At 68.8% G+C, this 19,353-nt stretch carries 14 protein-coding genes; 5 read left to right on the plus strand and 9 right to left on the minus strand.

Going from position 1 to position 19,353, the window contains the following annotated elements; all coding sequences use genetic code 11:
* Window positions 1–172: 172 nt before the first annotated feature.
* Together ACWDV4_RS16120 and ACWDV4_RS16125 are read left to right on the plus strand one after the other, a co-directional pair.
* On the plus strand, window positions 173–505 hold the full coding sequence (locus ACWDV4_RS16120; protein WP_449979181.1) for a PRC-barrel domain-containing protein: 333 nt from the start codon (window positions 173–175) through the stop codon (window positions 503–505).
* Between the two features lie 131 nt (window positions 506–636).
* Complete coding sequence (locus ACWDV4_RS16125; protein WP_449979124.1) at window positions 637–1,377, plus strand: tyrosine-protein phosphatase; 741 nt, start codon at window positions 637–639, stop codon at window positions 1,375–1,377.
* Between the two features lie 148 nt (window positions 1,378–1,525).
* Here ACWDV4_RS16125 and ACWDV4_RS16130 read toward each other — a convergent pair whose 3' ends face one another.
* Together ACWDV4_RS16130 and ACWDV4_RS16135 are read right to left on the minus strand one after the other, a co-directional pair.
* Entirely contained in the window at window positions 1,526–2,620 is a 1,095-nt protein-coding gene (locus ACWDV4_RS16130; RefSeq protein ID WP_449979184.1) for a branched-chain amino acid aminotransferase, read from the minus strand.
* A gap of 223 nt (window positions 2,621–2,843) precedes the next feature.
* Window positions 2,844–3,875, minus strand: coding sequence for a 3-isopropylmalate dehydrogenase (locus tag ACWDV4_RS16135; RefSeq protein WP_449979186.1), 1,032 nt, complete (start codon window positions 3,873–3,875; stop codon window positions 2,844–2,846).
* Window positions 3,876–4,098: 223 nt separating this feature from the next.
* On the opposite strand from ACWDV4_RS16135, the gene ACWDV4_RS16140 reads away from it, so the two are divergent.
* Complete coding sequence (locus ACWDV4_RS16140) at window positions 4,099–4,959, plus strand: FAD:protein FMN transferase (RefSeq protein WP_449979127.1); 861 nt, start codon at window positions 4,099–4,101, stop codon at window positions 4,957–4,959.
* Between the two features lie 580 nt (window positions 4,960–5,539).
* Window positions 5,540–5,896 (plus strand): hypothetical protein, encoded by a 357-nt coding sequence (locus ACWDV4_RS16145; RefSeq protein WP_449979129.1) that lies wholly within the window; start codon window positions 5,540–5,542, stop codon window positions 5,894–5,896.
* 79 nt (window positions 5,897–5,975) lie between these two features.
* On the opposite strand, the gene serA is transcribed toward ACWDV4_RS16145, so the two are convergent.
* From serA to ACWDV4_RS16175, 6 genes are all read right to left on the minus strand, one after another.
* Entirely contained in the window at window positions 5,976–7,574 is a 1,599-nt protein-coding gene (serA, locus tag ACWDV4_RS16150; protein WP_449979130.1) for a phosphoglycerate dehydrogenase, read from the minus strand.
* A gap of 222 nt (window positions 7,575–7,796) precedes the next feature.
* Entirely contained in the window at window positions 7,797–9,017 is a 1,221-nt protein-coding gene (gene mpgS, locus ACWDV4_RS16155; RefSeq protein WP_449979133.1) for a mannosyl-3-phosphoglycerate synthase, read from the minus strand.
* Window positions 9,018–9,196: 179 nt separating this feature from the next.
* Window positions 9,197–10,210: a ketol-acid reductoisomerase gene (gene ilvC, locus ACWDV4_RS16160; RefSeq protein ID WP_449979135.1), complete on the minus strand. Its 1,014-nt coding sequence runs from the start codon at window positions 10,208–10,210 to the stop codon at window positions 9,197–9,199.
* Window positions 10,211–10,344: 134 nt separating this feature from the next.
* On the minus strand, window positions 10,345–10,860 hold the full coding sequence (gene ilvN, locus ACWDV4_RS16165) for an acetolactate synthase small subunit (RefSeq protein WP_449979137.1): 516 nt from the start codon (window positions 10,858–10,860) through the stop codon (window positions 10,345–10,347).
* A 73-nt stretch (window positions 10,861–10,933) separates the two neighbouring features.
* Window positions 10,934–12,862, minus strand: a complete 1,929-nt coding sequence (locus tag ACWDV4_RS16170) for an acetolactate synthase large subunit (RefSeq protein WP_449979139.1) — start codon at window positions 12,860–12,862, stop codon at window positions 10,934–10,936.
* 245 nt (window positions 12,863–13,107) lie between these two features.
* On the minus strand, window positions 13,108–15,585 hold the full coding sequence (locus tag ACWDV4_RS16175) for a putative bifunctional diguanylate cyclase/phosphodiesterase (RefSeq protein ID WP_449979142.1): 2,478 nt from the start codon (window positions 15,583–15,585) through the stop codon (window positions 13,108–13,110).
* Between the two features lie 156 nt (window positions 15,586–15,741).
* Here ACWDV4_RS16175 and ilvD point away from each other — a divergent pair, with 156 nt between their 5' ends.
* Window positions 15,742–17,589 (plus strand): dihydroxy-acid dehydratase, encoded by a 1,848-nt coding sequence (gene ilvD / locus ACWDV4_RS16180; RefSeq protein ID WP_449979145.1) that lies wholly within the window; start codon window positions 15,742–15,744, stop codon window positions 17,587–17,589.
* Window positions 17,590–17,653: 64 nt separating this feature from the next.
* Here the strand turns inward: ilvD and ACWDV4_RS16185 are convergent, their stop codons facing one another.
* Window positions 17,654–18,517: a hypothetical protein gene (locus ACWDV4_RS16185; protein WP_449979148.1), complete on the minus strand. Its 864-nt coding sequence runs from the start codon at window positions 18,515–18,517 to the stop codon at window positions 17,654–17,656.
* Window positions 18,518–19,353: the final 836 nt, after the last annotated feature.

Genomic DNA, 19,353 nt, shown 5'->3' on the forward strand with positions numbered 1-19,353 from the left:
GACCAGTGGCTACGGCTCCGCCCCGGCGGGCGGCTACGGCTCCACTGCGGCTGGTGGCTATGCGGACCCCGGCAGCTACGCGGACACGAGCCCGACCGACGGCTACCCGCGTACCGAGGCGGCGACCGGCGGCAGTGCGTTCCAGCCGTGGCAGTACCGGGACGACGCCGGGGTGACCGGCGGCGACCTGACCGGCTACAAGGCGGTCGCGACCGACGGCGGTATCGGCAAGATCGACGAGGCCACGCACGACGTGGACGCCAGTTATCTGGTGGTCGACACCGGACCGTGGATCTTCGGCAAGAAGGTCATGCTCCCGGCCGGTGTGGTGAACCGGGTGGACCACGACGAGGAGAAGGTCTACCTGGACCGGAGCAAGGACCAGATCAAGGCCGCTCCGGAGTACGCCGAGACCAGTCACGCCGACCCCGCGTACCGCGACCGGCTGGGCGGCTACTACGGCGAGACGTACGGCCCGACGAGCTTCCCGGACCGGCCGCTGTAGGTCCAGCAGAAGCATGCGGTAGGTCTTACGCAGAAGCAGTCGCCGGTGGCCGGTGGGGTTCGCCCCGCCGGCCACCGGTGTCTTTCAATAACGAGGATGGCGACACGCCGAGAATTCGTTACGGTGAACGGGTGGACGTGCTGCCGGTCAACCGCGTAACCAACTTCTCCAACGTCTTCAACTTCCGGGACGTCGGCGGCTACACCGGCCTCGACGGCCGTGCGGTGCGCTGGCGCCGGCTCTACCGCTCCGACTCGCCGCACCGGATCTGCGGCCCGGATCAGGAGACGTTCACCGCCCTCGCCATCCGTACGGTGATCGACCTGCGCCGACCGGGCGAGGTGGCCCGCGACGGCCGGGTGCCCGACTGCGAGGGACTGTCCTACCTGCACATTCCACCAAAGCACTCACACTGGGAAAAGGTCCCGTACGACGAGCAGCTCGGTGTGGCCCGCTACCTGGCCGACCGCTACCGGGACATGACCACGACCGGTACGGACGGCATCACCCGCGCCATCGGCGTGATCGCTGACCAGGAGTCCGCCCCGGTGATGGTGCACTGTGTGGCCGGCAAGGACCGGACCGGGGTGCTGTGTGCCCTGACCCTGTCCCTGCTCGGGGTCAGTGACGCCGACATCGCCGCCGACTACGCGCTGACCGACGCGGCGGCCGAGCGGTTCACCGCCTACCTGCGGGAACACCTACCGGAGCATGCCGCCGTCCCGGTGGCCTACCATGCCGCACCGGCCGAGGCGATGCTGATGTTCCTGACCGAGCTGCGCGAGCGGCATGGGTCGGTGGAGCGTTACGTGCGCGACGCCGGGCTCGAATCCGATCAGATCGCCGCGCTCCGGGCCCATTTGCTGAGCTGACCGCCCTGAGCGATCCACGGGTGAGCTAGAGCGACCCACTGGGGAGCTAGGCCAGCGCTGAGCTGAGACAGCCGAGTTAACCGGCAGCGGCGGGGCCGTACCGAGTGTGTCCACACCCGATCGGCCCCGCCGTTCGCTATCTCGTCCGTCAGAGGACGCGGTGCACCCAGCCGTGTGGGTCGGCGGCCCGGCCCCGCTGGATGTCCACCAGGGTCTGCCGCAGCCGTCGGGTGCTCTCGCCCTCCGCACCGTCGCCGATGGTGAACTCACCGTCCGGGAAGCGGACCTGCCCGATCGGGGTGATCACGGCGGCGGTACCGCAGGCGAAGACCTCACGCAGTCGACCGCTGGCGGCGTCGGCCCGCCACTCGTCGAAGCTGACCGGTCGTTCGGCCACGGTGAGACCGAACTCGCCGGCGAGCTTCATCACCGACTCCCGGGTGATGCCGGGCAGGATGGTGCCCAGCGGCGGGGTGACCAGCGTGTCGTCGGCGTAGCGGAAGAAGACGTTCATGCCGCTCATCTCGTCGACGTAGCGACGGTGCACGGCGTCGAGGAAGACGACGTCGTCACAGCCATGGGCGGCCGCCTCCGCCTTGGCGATCAGCGAGGTGGCGTAGTTGCCGCCGCACTTGGCCGCGCCGGTGCCGCCGGGCGCGGCCCGGGTGTATTCGGGCGAGACCCAGACACTCAGCGGCTGGACCCCGCCAGTGAAGTACGACTCGACCGGCGAGGCGATCAGGACGTAGAGGTACTCGGTGGAGGGGCGGACGCCGAGGAACACCTCGCTGCCGTACATGAAGGGGCGCAGGTAGAGGCTGCCGCCCTCGGTGGCGGGGATCCACTCCCGGTCGATCTCGATCAGGTGGTGCAGCGAGTCGAGGAACGCCTGCGGCGGCAGGGGTGCCATCGCCATCCGCTTGGCCGACTCGACGAACCGGGCAGCGTTGGCCTCGGGCCGGAACAGGGTGACCCCGCCGTCGGCGGCCCGGTACGCCTTCAGCCCTTCGAAGATCTCCTGGGCGTAGTGCAGTACGGCGGTGGCGGGATCCATCGGGATCGGGCCCCGCGCCTCGACGCGGGCGTCGTACCAGCCCTTGCCCTCGGCGTACCGGATGGTGACCATGTGGTCGGTGAAGATTCGGCCGAATCCGGGGTTGGCCAGCAGCGTGGCCCGCTCGGCGGCGGCTACCGGCTGAGGATTCGGGCGAATCTCGAAGTCGAGCTTGTCACCACCGCTCATAGCGTTGACCTCCATGCGAGCGGCATGCGGGAACGGGCATGCCAGAAGAATGGTTCCTGCAACTTACCCCGAACGCTCGTTCAGCGGGAACAGCCGGTCGGCCGGCGGCACCGGGGGAAGGCCGGCCGCCCGGTCGTACGGGGTGGGTCAGGCCGCCGCGTAGCCGCGGCAGACCGGGATGTGGGTCAGGCCGCCGCACGCGTGCGGCGAGCCGGGATGTGGGTCAGGCCGCCGCGTAGCCGGCGAGCCGGTCGCCGATCTCGGCGGTGCTGCCCCGCTCCCCCGGGGTACGGGAGGCGAGTTCGGCGGCAACGGCGTTGGCTACTCGCTCGGCGGCCTCGGGGTGACCGAGGTGGTCGAGGAGCAGGGATACGGAAAGCACCGCGGCAACCGGGTCGGCCAGGCCCTGGCCGGCGATGTCCGGCGCGGAGCCGTGCACCGGCTCGAACATCGACGGGTAGGCCCGCTCGGGGTTGATGCTGCCGCTGGCCGCCAGGCCGATTCCGCCGGTCACGGCGGCGGCGATGTCGGTGAGGATGTCGCCGAAGAGGTTGTCGGTGACCACCACGTCGTACCGCTGGGGCTGGGTGACCAGGAACATCGCCGCCGCGTCGACGTGCTGGTATTCGGTTTCGATGTCGGGGTGCTCGGCGGCGACGGCCGCGAAGGCCCGCGCCCACAGCGAACCGGCGTGGGCGAGCACGTTGGTCTTGTGCACCAGGGTGACCTTGCGCCGCTCGCGCCGGCTGGCCCGGGCGAAGGCGTCCCGGATCACCCGTTCGACGCCGTGCCGGGTGTTGAGGCTCTCCTCGGTGGCCACCTCGGCCGGGGTGCCGCGGTGCAGTGCCCCGCCGGCTCCGGCGTACAGGCCCTCGGTGCCCTCCCGTACGACGACCAGGTCGATCTCACCTGGCTTGACGTTGGCCAACGGACCGGTGGTGCCGGGCCAGAGCCGGGACGGGCGCAGGTTGACGTACTGGTCGAAGTCGAAGCGCAGCCGGAGCAGCAACCCGCGTTCCAGCACGCCCGGCGGGACGGTGGGGTCGCCCACCGCGCCGAGCAGGATGGCGTCGTGGCCGGCCAGTTCGGCGAGCACCGAATCCGGGAGCACTTCACCGGTACGGTGGTAGCGGGCCGCGCCAAGGTCGTACTCGGTGGCTTCGACTCCGGGCAGCACCGTGTCGAGGACCTTGCGGGCCTGCGCGACCACCTCGGGTCCGATGCCGTCACCGGCCACCACCGCGATCCGCGCCACCGACACGTTCCCACTCCGTTCGTTGCGTCCGTCTAGGGAACGTTAAGGGGTCGTCCCGGTTCCCGGTACAATTCTCCCGAAATGTGGGAAGTGTCAAGTACAGGACTTTGCCAGGCGACACTCATGAGCTGGCCATGTTGCCGCCCTATGGTGTAACTGACCGTTCCCGGACGGCCCACCAACACCCGTACCGGGCGGCGAAGTTGCCAGAGAGGGCGCGTAAATGCTCATCCACCAGGCGAACCGGCCCCACCCCGGGGACCGAGGAGTGCCGCCGTCCGGCCGGGGAACACTACCCGACCTGCGACTCGGCGCCAGATCAGCACCACCCAGTGAACGGTCGGACGGCTCACCAGCCGACCGGATCGTGGCGCGACACACCGTACCGACCTCCACCACCGAGTTCTCGCTGGTGTTGAGCGCACCGGCCGAACTCGGTCGACGCGGGATCGGGGAGGCGCTGCGGGACGCGGTCGCCGAGTTGCGGGCGATCGACCTCACCTACAGCCCGGCCCGGCCGGGCAGCCTCGTCTCCCGACTGCGTCGGGGCGAGATCAGCGCCGACTCCTATCCGCCGCTGGCCGACATCGTGGCCCGGTGCGCGGCGATGCGGGCCGCCACCGACGGCTGGTTCGACGCCTGGGCGGTGCCCGGTGGCTTCGACCCGGGTGGCCTGCTCAACGGCTGGGCGGTGGAGCGGGCCGCTGCCCGACTGCGCGCCGCCGGGATCGGCGACTACGCCGTGTTCAGCGGGGCCGACCTGGTCGTACGCGGGCACGCGCCGCACGGCGGCCCGTGGCGGATCGCCCTACACCATCCGACCGGGGGCCACCGGCAGCCGATGATGCTGGAGATGACCGCCGGCGCGGTGGGCACCTCGGGCGTCGCCGGTCGCCGGGACCATGTGGTGGACCCGCACACCGGCAAGCCGGTAAACCACTTCCTCGCCGCCACGGTGACCGGCCCTGACCTGGCCGTGGCCGACGCGTACGCCACCGCGTTGTTCGCTGCCGGCCCGGCCGGACTCGACTGGTTCCCCACCACCGACGGCTACCAGGTGCTCTTCGCCACCACCATGGAATAGGACCACCATCGAATAGGCGATCGGCAGGTGCCCCGGGCAGGCAGGTGAGCCCGCACGCAGGCACCAGGTGGACCCCTTGGCGATGTCCTAACCGGACGTGTGGATCCCAGACATGATCAGGCCCTCACGGTTGCGGCAACGACCGTGAGGGCCAGATCAGACGGGTGCACGTGGCTCGCGCACGCGAACTGCCGATCACCCGGCGCTGGCGCCGCGCCTCATCACCCGAAGACAAGCCCGCGCCCGGGGAACTCGCCGGGTACCGCGTCGCCACGCTATCGACTAGCGATGGCGAGGCGCAAGATTCTTCGCTGTCGGATCACATGTCGGATCGCAGCTGCCGGAAGAATTGTCGGATGTCCGCCACCAGCAGGTCCAAGGCTTGGAGCGCGGCAAAGTGTCCACCCTGGTCGAAATCCGACCAGGGCGTAACCAGGTTGGATAATTCAGCCAGTCCACGGATGGCCGACTCGTCCGAAGCGGACGGTGGCCGCCCGGACCGGCCCGAGGAATACCTCAAACCGCGTGTTGCCCAGGGTAGGCGCTGCATCGGGGCCGGCGGGATGGCACGCTATCGCGCGTGACTTTCGATCTGGTCGTGTGGGCTCTGGAGGCCGGAGCCCCGGCAGCGAACGTACGGGCGGCCCATGAACGGTGCCGACAGGGGCAACATCTCCAAGGCGCACCCGACCCCCGACTGGTGGCGTTCTACCGGGCGATCACCGCAAGCTACCCGGACCGGCCGCCCCGGCCGGGCAGCCCGTGGGCGGTACTCCCCCTGCACACCGCCGTGGACCACGTCGAGATGAACCTCACCGAGTCCTGCCCGGATCAGGTGCTGCTGGACATCGAGCGGCTCGCTGCCGTACACGGTCTGCTGCTCTTCGATCCGCAGGACGGCTCGGTCTATCCGCCCCCCGCACCGGTGGCCCGCTGATCCGCCCATCAACCCGTCCCTACCGACCACAAAGGGGGCCCGGCCAACCGGCCGGGCCCCCTTCGCCTGATCGGGGTTCCTACTCGTCGCGCAGGTCCGCGGTGCTGGCGGCGACCGCGCCGATCGAGTCGGCCGCCGAGGCGAGCAGGTCGACGCCGACGGCCGAGTCGACGGTCAGCGTCATCAGCGCCTCACCGCCGGCCTCCCGACGCGCCACCTGCATCGAGGCGATGTTGACGCCGGCCTCACCGATGATCGAACCCACCGTGCCGACCACGCCCGGCCGGTCCGCGTAGCGGAAGAACAGCAGGATGCCCTCGGCACCGATCTCCAGGTCGAAGCCGTCGACCTCGGTGAGCTTCACGACGTCCCGGGTGCCGGTGGTGACCACCGTGCCGGAGACGCTCACCGTACGACCGTCGGGCAGCGCGCCCCGGACGGTGACCAGGTTGGGGTGGTCGACCGTCTCGGCGTTGGTGGTCAGCTCGATCGCGACCCCCCGGTCGGCGGCCAGGTGCGGCGCGTTGACGTAGGTCACCTGCTCCTCGACAACCGAGGTGAACAGGCCCTTGGTCGCAGCCAGCTTCAGCACCGACACGTCGTGGGTCACGATCTCGCCGCGTACCTCGACGGTGACGCTGGCGGCGACCCCACCGGCCACGGCGGTGAAGACCTTGCCCAGCTTCTCGGCCAGCGGCAGCAGCGGGCGTACGTCCTCGGCGACGACCCCGCCGACCTGCACGTTGACCGCGTCCGGCACGAACTCGCCCTGGAGTGCCAGCTTGACGCTGCGAGCCACGGCGAGACCAGCCTTGTCCTGCGCCTCAGCGGTCGAGGCACCCAGGTGCGGGGTGGCCACCACGTTGTCGAAGGCGAACAGCGGCGAGGAGGTGCACGGCTCCTTGGCGTACACGTCGACCCCGGCACCGGCGACCCGGCCCTCGGCGATCGCGTTGGCCAGCGCCTGCTCGTCGACCAGGCCACCCCGGGCGGCGTTGATGATCCGCACCTCGGGCTTGACCAGGGTCAGTTCCTTCTCGCCGATCAGGCCGACCGTCTCCGGGGTCTTCGGCAGGTGGATCGAGATGAAGTCGCTCTCCCGCAGCAGCTCCTCCAGGCCGACCAGGCGTACGCCGAGCTGGGCCGCGCGGGCCGGCTGGATGTACGGATCGTAGGCGATCAGCCGGGTGCCGAAGGCGGCGATGCGCTGAGCGAAGAGCACCCCGATACGGCCCAGGCCGACCACACCGACGGTCTTGCCCTGCAACTCCACACCGGTGTACTTGGACCGCTTCCACTCGCCCGCCTTCAGTGCCGCGCTGGCGCTGGCGGTGTTACGGGCAACGGCGAGCAGCAGGGCCACGGCCTGCTCGGCGGCGGAGACGATGTTGGAGGTCGGGGCGTTGACCACCATGACGCCACGGGCGGTGGCGGCAGGCACCTCGACGTTGTCCAGGCCGACCCCGGCCCGGGCGACCACCTTGAGGCGGGGGGCGGCGGCAACGGCCTCCGCGTCGATCTGGGTGGCACTGCGCACGATGACGGCGTCCGCCTCGGCGAGTGCGGCGAGCAGGGCTGGGCGGTCGGTTCCGTCGACGTGACGTACGTCGAAGTCATGCGCCAGTACGTCGATGGCGGCGGGAGCGAGTTCTTCAGCGATCAGTACGACAGGAGTCATCGTTCCTCGTAAGTTCGGCAGTGGCAGGTACTGCGGCGAAGGGGCGCCGCGCTGCGCCCTACGCTCCTCCGTGTGGCGGTCCGGCTGGGCCGGATGCGACCTACCCCGCGATCGTAGGCGTAACGACTGCGGACCATGGCTCTCCATTCGGCGTGAGTGCCCTCACAAACCCGACCTAACGCCCTTGTCACGCCCTGTTTCCGAGGGTAAGCGTGTCGCCCCTCACGCCCGGCGTGTCCACAATCTGGACCCATCCGTGGGGGGACCACCGATCTTGCGCAGGGTGTCGGCCTCGGTGTCGAGCATGTCGCGCAGCAGGTCGAGTTCGAGCGAGCCGACCGGTGGATAGATCCGCTCCCGGGGTGGTTCCGTGCCGGGTGCCAGTGCCCCCTGGGCCGCCATGAACTCGACGATCGCCGCACGTACGGCAGGCAGGGTCACCGGGGAGTGGTAGAGCACGTTCAACGCCTGTAGGCGCATGCCCTGGACGTGCTCCTCGCCCTTGTTGTCGTGGAAGTGCGGGCTACGCGTCTCGATCTGCAGCACCGGCACCGAACTCGCCATCACCTCGGGCTGCGTCGCCGTGTCGAGCATTCCGCCGAACTGCTCGAACAGGTCGATGTACTCGAACGGTTCGACGGCGAACCCACCGGCTAGCCGCAGTCGCAGCCCGAGGTCGAGACTCAGTGCGTGCTCCCCGGCGTTGCCGGTGGCGATGACCTCGGTGCCGAAGCCGGAGTACTCGGCGATCAACCGGTTGAGGAACGCGTTGGTGATCTCGGAGCTGCGGCCCCGCCGGCTGAAGAAGAGGCGTCCGTCGCGCAGCTTGGGCTTGGAGTGCCAGGAGATCCGAACCATCGCGTACGGATTGTTCGCCAGGTGCAGGCCGGCGGCGTAGACCTTGACGTACTCGTGCACCGCCCCGGGAACGTAGTTGTCCGCGTCGATGTAGCCGAGATAGCGTCGCCCGGTCAGGGCGGCCATCGCCATGCCGATCAGCATCGCCTCGCCCTTGCCGGAGCGCACCAGCCCGTCGTCGGCGATCAACTCGGGCATGCCGGCCGACTTGAAGGCGGCGGCGAACCCCGGGTCCCGCTGGTGCACCGTCACCGCTGGCCGATCGGCCAGCCGACAGAACTGCTCGACGGTCTGTGCCTCGATCTCGTATCGGTCCACCGGATGCCGGGAACTGTTGGAAACGAGCACGATCAGACAATCCTGGGGTATCCCGGAGAGCACTCCTTCTATTACCCTGCGCGTCTCGTTCATGCAGGGAATGACGATCACCATTTCCCGCTCGATCGCCCGGATGGCGTCATGCGACACGACGCCATCGTCCGTCGCACCTCGGGCATCTCCCGCGTCGAGCTGGATGACGCGCTGAAGCTCGTGGATGCGTACGGCGCCGAAGCGCTCGGTGCGGTGTGATTGCTCCAAACGCATGCGGCGACATTACCCGAATGGCTCAATGGCCAGCCGTGATCAGCACGGCATTTATCGACGCCATGATGCGGGTGTTCCGCTCCAGAATCCGGAGACAATTTCCGATGGTCGCCTACCGGTTGGCCGTACCCGTACCCGGGCTGGAAACAGCACCCGGGTACGGGTGGGCGAAAAAACGCTCAGGCGGTCTCGGTGATCGGCCGGTCCACCCAGCTCATCATGTCCCGCAGCTTCTTGCCGGTGGCCTCGATCGGGTGCGCCGCACCCTCGGCCCGCAGCTTGGCGAAGTTGGGCCGGCCGGCCTCCTCCTCGGCGATCAGCTCGCGGGTGAACTGGCCCGACTGGATCTCGCTGAGGATCTTGCGCATCTCGTCCTTGACCGAGGCGTTGATGACGCGCGGGCCACGGGTGAGGTCACCGAACTCGGCGGTGTCGGAGACGCTGTAGCGCATCCGGGCGATGCCGCCCTCGTACATCAGGTCGACGATCAGCTTCAGCTCGTGCAGGCACTCGAAGTAGGCGATCTCCGGGGCGTAGCCGGCCTCGGTGAGCACCTCGAACCCGGTCTGCACCAGCGCTGCCGCACCGCCGCAGAGGACCGCCTGCTCGCCGAAGAGGTCGGTCTCGGTCTCCTCCTTGAAGGTGGTCTTGATGACGCCGGCCCGGGTGCCGCCGATCGCCTTGGCGTACGCGAGCGCCAGCGCGAGGGCGTTGCCGGTGGCGTCCTGCTCGACGGCGACCAGCGCCGGTACGCCCTTGCCGTCGACGTACTGGCGGCGGACCAGGTGACCCGGGCCCTTCGGGGCGACCATCGCCACGTCCACGTCGGCGGGCGGGGTGATCAGGCCGTACCGGATGTTCAGGCCGTGGCCGAAGAACAGCGCCTTGCCGGCGGTGAGGTTGGGCGCGATCGCGTCGGCGTAGAGCGAGCGCTGCACCGTGTCCGGCGCCAGCACCATGATCACGTCAGCCTCGGCCGCCGCCTCGGCCGGCGTCAGCACCCGCAGGCCCTGCTCCTGTGCCTTGGCCCGGCTCTTGGAGCCCTCCGGCAGACCGATCACGACCTCGACGCCGGAGTCGCGCAGCGAGAGCGCGTGGGCGTGCCCCTGGCTGCCGTACCCCAGCACCGCGACCTTCTTGGCCTGGATGAGCGCCAGGTCGGCGTCGTCGTCGTAGTACACCTCAACGGACATTGTTTCCCTTTCCTGCGGCGGCCCGGCGGCCCGCCGAACCCGATGGCGGCGCGGAGCGCCGTGAACTGTGAGCAGTACGCAGCGTTGCGACCCTGAGCAGTGTCGTGTCCTTATCCGGTGCGCAGCGCCGTAACCTATGCGGCACGCAGCGCGGTACCGGTGGTGATCGAACGTGAACCGCGACCGATGGCCACCGTGCCGGACTGCACCATCTCCTTGATGCCGAACGCTTCGAGGTCCCGCAGCAGCGCGTCCAGCTTGTCGGCGGTGCCGGTCGCTTCGATGGTGAGGGTGTCCGGTGCGACGTCCACGACCCGGGCCCGGAAGAGGTTGACCGTCTCCAGTACCTGCGCCCGGGCGGCCCGGTCGGCCCGAACCTTGACCAGCAGCAGCTCACGGGCGACCGACACCGCCGGGTCCAGCTCGACGATCTTCAGTACGTTGACCAGCTTGTTGAGCTGCTTGGTCACCTGCTCCAGCGGGGAGGAGTCGGCGTTGACCACGATCGTGATGCGGGAAACCTCAGGGTTCTCGGTCTCGCCGACCGCGAGCGAGTCGATGTTGAAGCTCCGGCGGGAGAACAGCCCACTCACCCGGGCCAGGACACCGGGCTTGTTCTCCACCAACACGGAGAGCGTGTGCGTCGTCATCAGGACATCTTCCTCGTCGTTTCCAGTTCCACCCGGTTCATCCGGTTCCCTGTGTCCCTATCGGGCCGGCGCATCAGAGGTTCTCGTCGTCGTCGAAGGCGGGCCGGACCCCGCGGGCGAACATGATCTCGTCGTTGCTGGTCCCGGCCGCCACCATCGGCCACACCATCGCGTCCTTGCCCACCACGAAGTCGATGACGACCGGTGCGTCGTTGATCGCCATCGCGGCCTCGATGGTCTTGTCCACGTCAGCGGCGCTCTCACAACGCAACCCGACGCAGCCCAGCGCCTCGGCGAGCTTGACGAAGTCCGGGATGCGGTGCTTGTGGGTGCCCAGTTCGGTGTTGGAGTAGCGCTCCCCGTAGAACAGGGTCTGCCACTGCCGCACCATGCCCAGGTTGCCGTTGTTGATCAGTGCGATCTTGACCGGGATGCCCTCCAGGGCACAGGTCGCCAGCTCCTGGTTGGTCATCTGGAAGCAGCCGTCACCATCGATCGCCCAGACCGTGGTCTCCGGCTTGCCGACCTTGGCCCCCATCGCCGCCGGCACCGCGTACCCCATCGTGCCCAGGCCGCCGGAGTTGAGCCAGGTCTGCGGCTTCTCGTAGGAGATGAACTGCGAGGCCCACATCTGGTGCTGGCCGACGCCGGCCACGTAGATCGCGTCCGGCCCGACGATCTCGCCCAGCCGCTTGATCACGTACTGCGGGGCGAGGGTCCCGTCGGCTGGCTCCTCGTAGCCGAGCGGGTACCGCTTGCGCAGGTCGTCGAGCTGGCTCCACCAGTCGCTGCGGTCGTCCGGTCGGGTGGCGGACTGCTCGGCCGTCACCGCCGTGATCAGCTCGTCGATGACGTACCGGGCGTCACCGACGATCGGCACGTCCACCGCCCGGTTCTTGCCGATCTCCGCCGGGTCGATGTCGGCGTGCACGATCGCGGCACCGGGCGCGAACGACTCGGCCTGGCCGGTCACCCGGTCGTCGAACCGAGCCCCGAGCGCCACGACCAGGTCGGCCTTCTGCAGGCCGTAGACCGCAGCCACCGTGCCATGCATGCCGGGCATGCCCAGGTGCTGCGGGTGCGAGTCGGGGAACGCGCCCCGGGCCATCAACGTGGTGACCACCGGAACGCCGGTCAGCTCGGCCAGTCGACGCAGCCCCTCGGTGGCGCCCGCCTTGAGCACCCCACCTCCGACGTAGAAGACCGGCCGGCGGGCGGTGGTGATCAGGCGCGCCGCCTCGCGGATCTGCTTGCCGTGCGGGTGCAGCGTGGGCCGGTAGCCGGGCAGGTCCAGCACCGGCGGCCAGTTGAACGTCGTCTGCGCCTGGAGCACGTCCTTGGGGATGTCCACCAGAACCGGGCCGGGTCGCCCGGTGGTCGCCAGGTGGAACGCCTCGGCCAACGCCTGCGGGATCTCCTCGGGGGTGCGGACGAGGAAACTGTGCTTGGTGATCGGCAGGGTGATCCCCTGGATGTCCGCCTCCTGGAAGGCATCCGTGCCGATCATCGAACGGACGACCTGGCCGGTGATCGCCACGATCGGCACCGAGTCCATGTATGCGTCGGCAATCGGGGTCACCAGGTTGGTGGCACCCGGACCGGAGGTGGCGATGCAGACACCCACCTTGCCGGTGGCCTGGGCGTAGCCGGTCGCGGCATGCCCAGCCCCCTGCTCGTGCCGGACCAGAATGTGCCGCACCGACGAGTCGTACAACGGGTCGTAGGCCGGCAGGATCGTGCCACCGGGAATGCCGAACGCCACCTCGACGCCGAGCGCCTCAAGCGACCGCACGAGCGAACCGGCACCGGAGACCTGGAGCGGGCCCGTCGCCCGTACGGCTGGGGTCTGCGCTGCCGTGCCCGCGACGGTGGCGGGGGTTGGCGCGGCGGCCGGGCTGGGCTGGTTACCGGAGGTGGCGGCGTTGCCGGCCCCCTCGGCGGCGACGCCCCGGTTCCGCCGGACGGAGTTGGCGAGTGTCTCAGGGGTGGGTCTGCTGGTCATGGCGATTCAGGCCTTCGGCTCGGGTCGGTGGTGGTTCTGTCAGTGCAACGCGGGCGTTCCGCCCGCCCCGATGCGGTGTGACGATGCCAATAGCGGTGCGATGCCAATAAAAAAGACCCACGTGCGGATGCACGGGGGTCAGCGCACTCTCAACGCGGAGAGTGCGCTCAGGTAAGTACTCGAAACGACCTGGTCGGTGACATGGGGCTAAGCCTGACGCATCTCACGCGATGAGTCAACTGATCTCACATCCTGGGCGGAAAAAGTCTCTGACCTGCGTCACCCTCCGGGTCGGTGGACACAGACTGACCACCTGAGGTGGCCTGAGCCGCAGGCATCGGGGCCGCCCGGTCCGGCACCATCGGAGTCGACCGGTCCGGCACCTTCGGGGTCGGGCGGGCCTTCGGCATCGGGGCCGACCGGGCCGACGGGTCGGGGTGCTCCCACGGCTCGTTCGGACCGTCGGGAAGCTGCCCCACCCGGGGCACCGGTACGGCTCGCGCGGCCGGTGAACTCGCCGCCTCCAGCATCGCCTCCAGGTGTTCGGCCGGCACTCCCCAACCAAACAACTGCCCCTGGCCGAACCGGCAACCGGCACCGACGACCACGGCCAACTCCGTCGGATTGGTCACCCCCTCGGCGATCACCTCCAGCCCCAACTGGTGCCCGAGTCGCATCACCACGTCGACCATCGGGGCGAACGGCCGACCGGGCGGAGCCGGCGCATGATTCGCCCGGGGCTCCCGTTCCGCCACCAGACTGTGATCGATCTTGAGGATGTCGATCGGCAGCCGGTGTAGCTGCCCCAACGACGAATAGCCCGCCCCGAAGTCGTCCAGGGCGATCCGTACCCCGGTCCGCCGCAACGCGGTAACCCGGCGGATCAGCTCGTCCAGGTCGGTCGCCACGGCATGCTCGGTGATCTCCAAGACGAGACGCTGCGGGGGGACCCGGTGCGCCTGCAACGCCTCGGCCACCTGCACCACGTACTCCGGGGCATGCAGCTCGCGGGGAGACACGTTGACCGAGACCCAGACGTCGTGACCGTCGGCCAGCCACAGCGACAACTGGTGGCAGGCCTGGTGCAGCACCCAGCCACCCAACTTCGCGATCATCCCGCACTCCTCGGCGAGCGGAATGAACTCGTCGGGGCGTACCCGGCCCAGCTCCGGGTGGCTCCACCGCAGCAGCGCCTCCGCACCGACCGGACGTACCGACGGCACCGCCACCACCGGCTGGAAGACCAGGCGCAGCTCGTCCCGCTCGATCGCCCCGCGCAGCTCGTGCTCCAACGTCGTACGCCGGCGCAGCAGCTGGTCGTAGGCGACGTCGTACCGTTCGACCCGGTTCTTGCCGCGCTGCTTGGCATAACGCAACGCAAGATCGGCGTTGCGCAACAACGTCTCCACGTCCGGGGCCGCCCCGTCGTTGGCCATCCCGATGCTGACCGACAGGAAGATCTGCCCCTCCGGTCGGTCGTACGGCCGGCTCAGTACGGCAAGCAGGCGCTCGGCGGCCCGCTGCGCCTCCGGCGGTCGGGCCCGCATGAGTACGGCGAACTCGTCACCGCCGAGTCGCGCGGCCACGTCACCGGGGCGCAGGTTGTCACGCAGCCGCTGCCCCACCTCCACCAGCACCGCGTCCCCGACGTCGTGTCCCCGCGAGTCGTTGACGTGCTTGAAGCCGTCGAGGTCCAACCCGAGCAGCGCCCGGGGAATGCCGGGCGCCTCGTTGTGCAGGGAGCGCAGCAGGCCCCGTCGATTGGCCAGCCCGGTCAGCGGATCGGTGTGTGCCAGTTCACGGAAGTGCGCCTCACGCTCGGCCAATCGGCTGGCGTAGCCCCGCACGTCCCGCAGGGCGAAGTACTGCCGGGCCACCAGCGCGAACCCCTCCACGCTGCCGGCGACGATGGCGAACATGTCGAAGGTGCCGCCGCGCAGCAGGTGGTAGATGGCGGAGACGGCCATCGCCGCCATCGGCAGTACGGCGTAGCCGCTGGCACCCCGCATCACGTCGAAGTCGACCGTGCCCGAAACGTCGTCGCCCCGGCCGGCCAACATGATCAGCAACAACCCGACCGGCAGTACGGCGGCACCGGTGACCGCTATCCCCGCCCGGCCCTGGCAGACGCCGGTCGCGAACGTCAGCCCGCCCCCCGCCACCAGGGTGACGCCGGAGGCGAGCAGGACCAGCCCGGAGCGGGGCCGCGACGACCGGATCACGACGATCGCGGCCAGCCCGACGATCTCCGCCGCCGTCATGGTGGCCAGCAGAATGGGGGTGCAGACGATCGGAGTGGCATCGCCGAGCAACCGGGTCGGTTCGGAGAGCAGGACCCAGCTGACGAACCACAACGCGCCAGCGATCACCAACCCGTCGAGGACAATCCGTGCCGCCGCAGCCGGGGTGTCGGCGACGCCGGGCAGCCGCAGCAGGCCCGCGCAGAGCACCAGCCCGCTGACGGTCAGCCCGATCGCCACGATCATGCTGAGCGAGCCGTCCTGCGGCTGCTGCTCGCCCCAGCCGCCGACTTCGAGCAGCATCCCGGTGAACCCGACGACCACGCTGAGGGTGACCAGCCCACCGCCGATGGCCAGCAGCCGACGGGCGGGCAGCAACCGCCCGGTCTGCCGACGTGCCGAGGCGATCAGCGTGTGCACACCGAAGATCGCCGCGAGAGCGCTCACAGCTGCGCCAGCCACCATGCCCGAGGGGAGTTGCACGCATCAACTTTGCCGGATCCAGCCCGCCTGTGGGGGACCGGGTATCTGGCGAGTTCTCGCACCAGATGTCCGGGAGTTCTCGTACCAGTTGTCCCGATGGATGGACGGGCGCGCCGCGCCTCGCCGCTCGCCGTATCGCGGTGCCACACTTGGCGGATGCCTGACCTGCGGTCAAAGACCTCCACGCACGGCCGGACGATGGCCGGGGCTCGCGCGCTGTGGCGGGCCACCGGGATGACCGACGACGACTTCGGCAAGCCCATCGTCGCCATCGCCAACAGCTTCACCCAGTTCGTACCCGGGCATGTGCACCTCAAGGACCTCGGCGGCCTGGTGGCCGACGCGGTGGCCTCCGCCGGCGGGGTCGGTCGGGAGTTCAACACCATCGCGGTGGACGACGGCATCGCCATGGGACACGGCGGCATGCTCTACTCGCTGCCCAGCCGCGAGCTGATCGCCGACGCCGTGGAATACATGGTCAACGCGCACTGCGCCGACGCACTGGTCTGCATCTCCAACTGCGACAAGATCACGCCGGGCATGCTGCTGGCCGCGCTGCGACTCAACATCCCCACCATCTTCGTCTCCGGTGGGCCGATGGAGGCCGGCAAGACCGTCGCGATCGAGGGCATCGTCCACGACAAGATCGACCTGATCGACGCCATGATCGCCTCGTCCAACGACGCGGTCACCGAGGCGCAGCTGGACACCATCGAACGCTCGGCCTGCCCCACCTGCGGATCGTGCTCGGGCATGTTCACCGCCAACTCGATGAACTGCCTCGCCGAGGCGATCGGCCTGGCACTGCCCGGCAACGGGTCGACGCTGGCCACCCACGCCGCCCGCAAGTCGCTCTTCGTCGAGGCCGGCCGCACCATCGTGGAGATCGCCAAGCGCTGGTACGACGGTGACGACGCCTCCGTACTGCCCCGGTCGATCGCCAACCGCTCCGCCTTCGAGAACGCCGTCGCGCTCGACGTGGCGATGGGCGGCTCCACCAACACCGTGCTGCACCTGCTGGCCGCCGCCCGGGAGGCCGAACTCGACTTCGGCGTGGACGACATCGACGCCATCTCCCGCCGGGTGCCGTGCCTGGCCAAGGTCGCCCCGAACAGCCCCAAGTACCACATGGAGGACGTACACCGGGCCGGCGGCATCCCGGCCATCCTCGGCGAACTGGACCGGGCCGGGCTGCTGCACCGGGACGTGCACTCGGTGCACTCCCCCACCCTGGAGAAGTGGCTGGCCGACTGGGACATCCGCAGCGGATCGGCCACCCCGGCGGCAATCGAGTTGTTCCACGCCGCGCCGGGCGGGGTACGCACCACCGAGGCGTTCTCCACCACCAACCGGTGGGCCACCCTGGACACCGACGCCGCCGAGGGCTGCATCCGGGACCGGGCACACGCGTACACCGCCGACGGGGGGCTGGCCATCCTCACCGGCAACCTCGCGCCGGACGGTTGCGTGGTCAAGACCGCCGGGGTGCCCGAGGAGGTGTGGCGGTTCGCCGGCCCGGCCAAGGTGTACGAATCGCAGGAGGCCGCGGTCGAGGCGATCCTCGGCAAGCAGGTCGTCGCCGGGGACGTGGTGGTGATCCGCTACGAGGGTCCCAAGGGCGGGCCGGGCATGCAGGAGATGCTCTACCCCACCTCGTTCCTCAAGGGACGCGGCCTCGGTCGAGCCTGCGCCCTGATCACCGACGGCCGGTTCTCCGGCGGCACCTCCGGCCTCTCCATCGGGCACGTCTCCCCCGAGGCAGCCGGCGGTGGGCTGATCGCCCTGGTCGAAGAGGGCGACGAGATCGTCATCGACATCCCGGGGCGGTCGATCGAACTGAACGTGCCTGAGGACGTGCTGGCCGCCCGACGCATCGCCCAGGAGAAGCGGGACCGCCCGTACACCCCGGTGGACCGGCAGCGCCAAGTCTCCGCCGCCCTGCGTGCGTACGCCTCGATGGCCACCTCGGCCAGCGACGGCGCGTACCGCCGCGTCCCGGAGTGATGTTAGGAAGGGCCCCGACCGACGGCTCGGTCAAGGCGGTAGAGGTGCCTGGCCTGGTGCCGCCTCAGCGCGCCCTGATCATGTCCTCGTACGCCAAACCAGTCATGAACGCAGGATGTTTGGTGTATTGGTGCACCGTGTAGTCGGGATCTAGAACGGTCTTGAGGATGCGGATGCCGAAACGGGTGTCGGTGAGCATCGTTGCGAGGTCGATCGGCACAGGGTCAGGCAGCCACTCACTCATCCAGAGGGGACCCTGGAGGTAGATGTCAGACCATCGGGTGACCCAGCTCGCACTCGCTCTATCAAAGAACAAGGCTGCCCGGCGCAACAACTCACTCGCCACCAAGGACAACGACGCATCACGGCATTCCGCATCGTTGCGGGCCCACCTTGGATTGGTCAGATAGCCTCGACTGAATCCGACGTCGAAAGGGCACGGGATGTCGCGGGCGGCGCGTCCTGCGGCATTCCACCGCGTCGACGTCGTGCGTACGGTCACCGCCGCAGAGGTTTGCGAACGTCGCAACTCGACGCCACCTCGAACGGCAACGTCGTACAACCCTGGCACTCCCCGCCCCTCCGGAGAGGATACGGAGGCGTCCTCGGGCATTACCGCCCAGTAGAAGGCGGGCAGCAGGTCGTCCGGTATGGACAGCTCAATCCTGGCGGACGTGGGTTGGACCCGGCAGATCGTCAATGGGGTGACATCCGACCACCAGCGACTCTTGGGCATCCAGCCTCTGCTCGAACCGCCATGACCGGCTAGGGCGATCATAATCGCCGCCTCCAGCAGCCGCTGTTCCTCCGAATCAGCACTCGGCAACTTTCTGCCATCACGCTTCATTGCTAGGCAAGCCTGCTGGTAGCCTTCGCCGGTATACAGCATTCTCTGGCGCACAATTGCCTTTGCCTGGCTATGCGTCATCGGCTATCACCGCCCCGCCGTGAGCCACAATGTCGCGAGTCCATCCTCGCAGATGCCTGACGAAGGCAAGCGTGGTCAGGGCATGCCGACGATTTGCTAAGAACGGTGCGATACAGAGATACGGTGAGATTACTAGCGCCACCCAGAGCAGAGGGATGAAGGCGACCGCCAACATGAAATGACGCAGCGGACGAGACAGAAGGCTCAACGCAGACAAGGCTCAACCAATCCCACCGCCCCGGCACGGCGATCATTGGTAGGCACCATGCGTGCTGTTCTGATTGATCCACCAAGTGGGCCTTAGGACCCTTCGACCGCAGTCCGTCCGAGCGATCCGGGCGCTCAGAGTACAGTCCGGCCACCCAATGGCCGTGTAGGCAGGATACATGAGTCGGGCGTTAGGGCCAATGCACGTTCGATCCTGGTAGTGCGCGGTTCCTAGCCACACACAGGCCAGGCGCAATGATGACGAATGCCGCAACTGCGTGTGCAGTGACATCCCAACCGGCGCGCCACTGAAGGGGTTGCGCATGACACTCGCTCGTCGCTCGCCCCTCGAAAAGATCGCCGCCGTCGACGCGGACCTCGACACGACAGCCGGTAGCAGGTGGCCGACACCGACCTCGGCATCCCGTACGTGCTGGAGAACGTGCCCGATCGGCGACTCTTCGGCGACCGCCCTCGAGGTGATGTTAGGAAGGGCCCCTTCCTATCGCTTTTTGTAGAGGAAGGGGCCCTTCCTAACCTCGGCCCTTCGTTAAGGGCTGTCCAAGGAGTGGACCGGAAACGAAGAAGTGCCTTCTGATCAGGGAAAATAGGGCTTGTCGAGAGTCCTG

It is taken from the genome of Micromonospora sp. NPDC003197, from assembly GCF_053590565.1.

Excerpts from the sequence above, each read along its gene's own strand:
- ilvC (WP_449979135.1), bottom strand. The coding sequence starts at position 10,210 with ATGTCCGTTGAGGTGTACTACGACGACGACGCCGACCTGGCGCTCATC.
- ACWDV4_RS16170 (WP_449979139.1), bottom strand. The coding sequence starts at position 12,862 with ATGACCAGCAGACCCACCCCTGAGACACTCGCCAACTCCGTCCGGCGG.
- ACWDV4_RS16140 (WP_449979127.1), top strand. The coding sequence starts at position 4,099 with ATGCTCATCCACCAGGCGAACCGGCCCCACCCCGGGGACCGAGGAGTG.
- ACWDV4_RS16185 (WP_449979148.1), bottom strand. The coding sequence starts at position 18,517 with ATGACGCATAGCCAGGCAAAGGCAATTGTGCGCCAGAGAATGCTGTAT.
- mpgS (WP_449979133.1), bottom strand. The coding sequence starts at position 9,017 with ATGCGTTTGGAGCAATCACACCGCACCGAGCGCTTCGGCGCCGTACGC.
- ilvD (WP_449979145.1), top strand. The coding sequence starts at position 15,742 with ATGCCTGACCTGCGGTCAAAGACCTCCACGCACGGCCGGACGATGGCC.
- serA (WP_449979130.1), bottom strand. The coding sequence starts at position 7,574 with ATGACTCCTGTCGTACTGATCGCTGAAGAACTCGCTCCCGCCGCCATC.
- ilvN (WP_449979137.1), bottom strand. The coding sequence starts at position 10,860 with ATGACGACGCACACGCTCTCCGTGTTGGTGGAGAACAAGCCCGGTGTC.
- ACWDV4_RS16130 (WP_449979184.1), bottom strand. The coding sequence starts at position 2,620 with ATGAGCGGTGGTGACAAGCTCGACTTCGAGATTCGCCCGAATCCTCAG.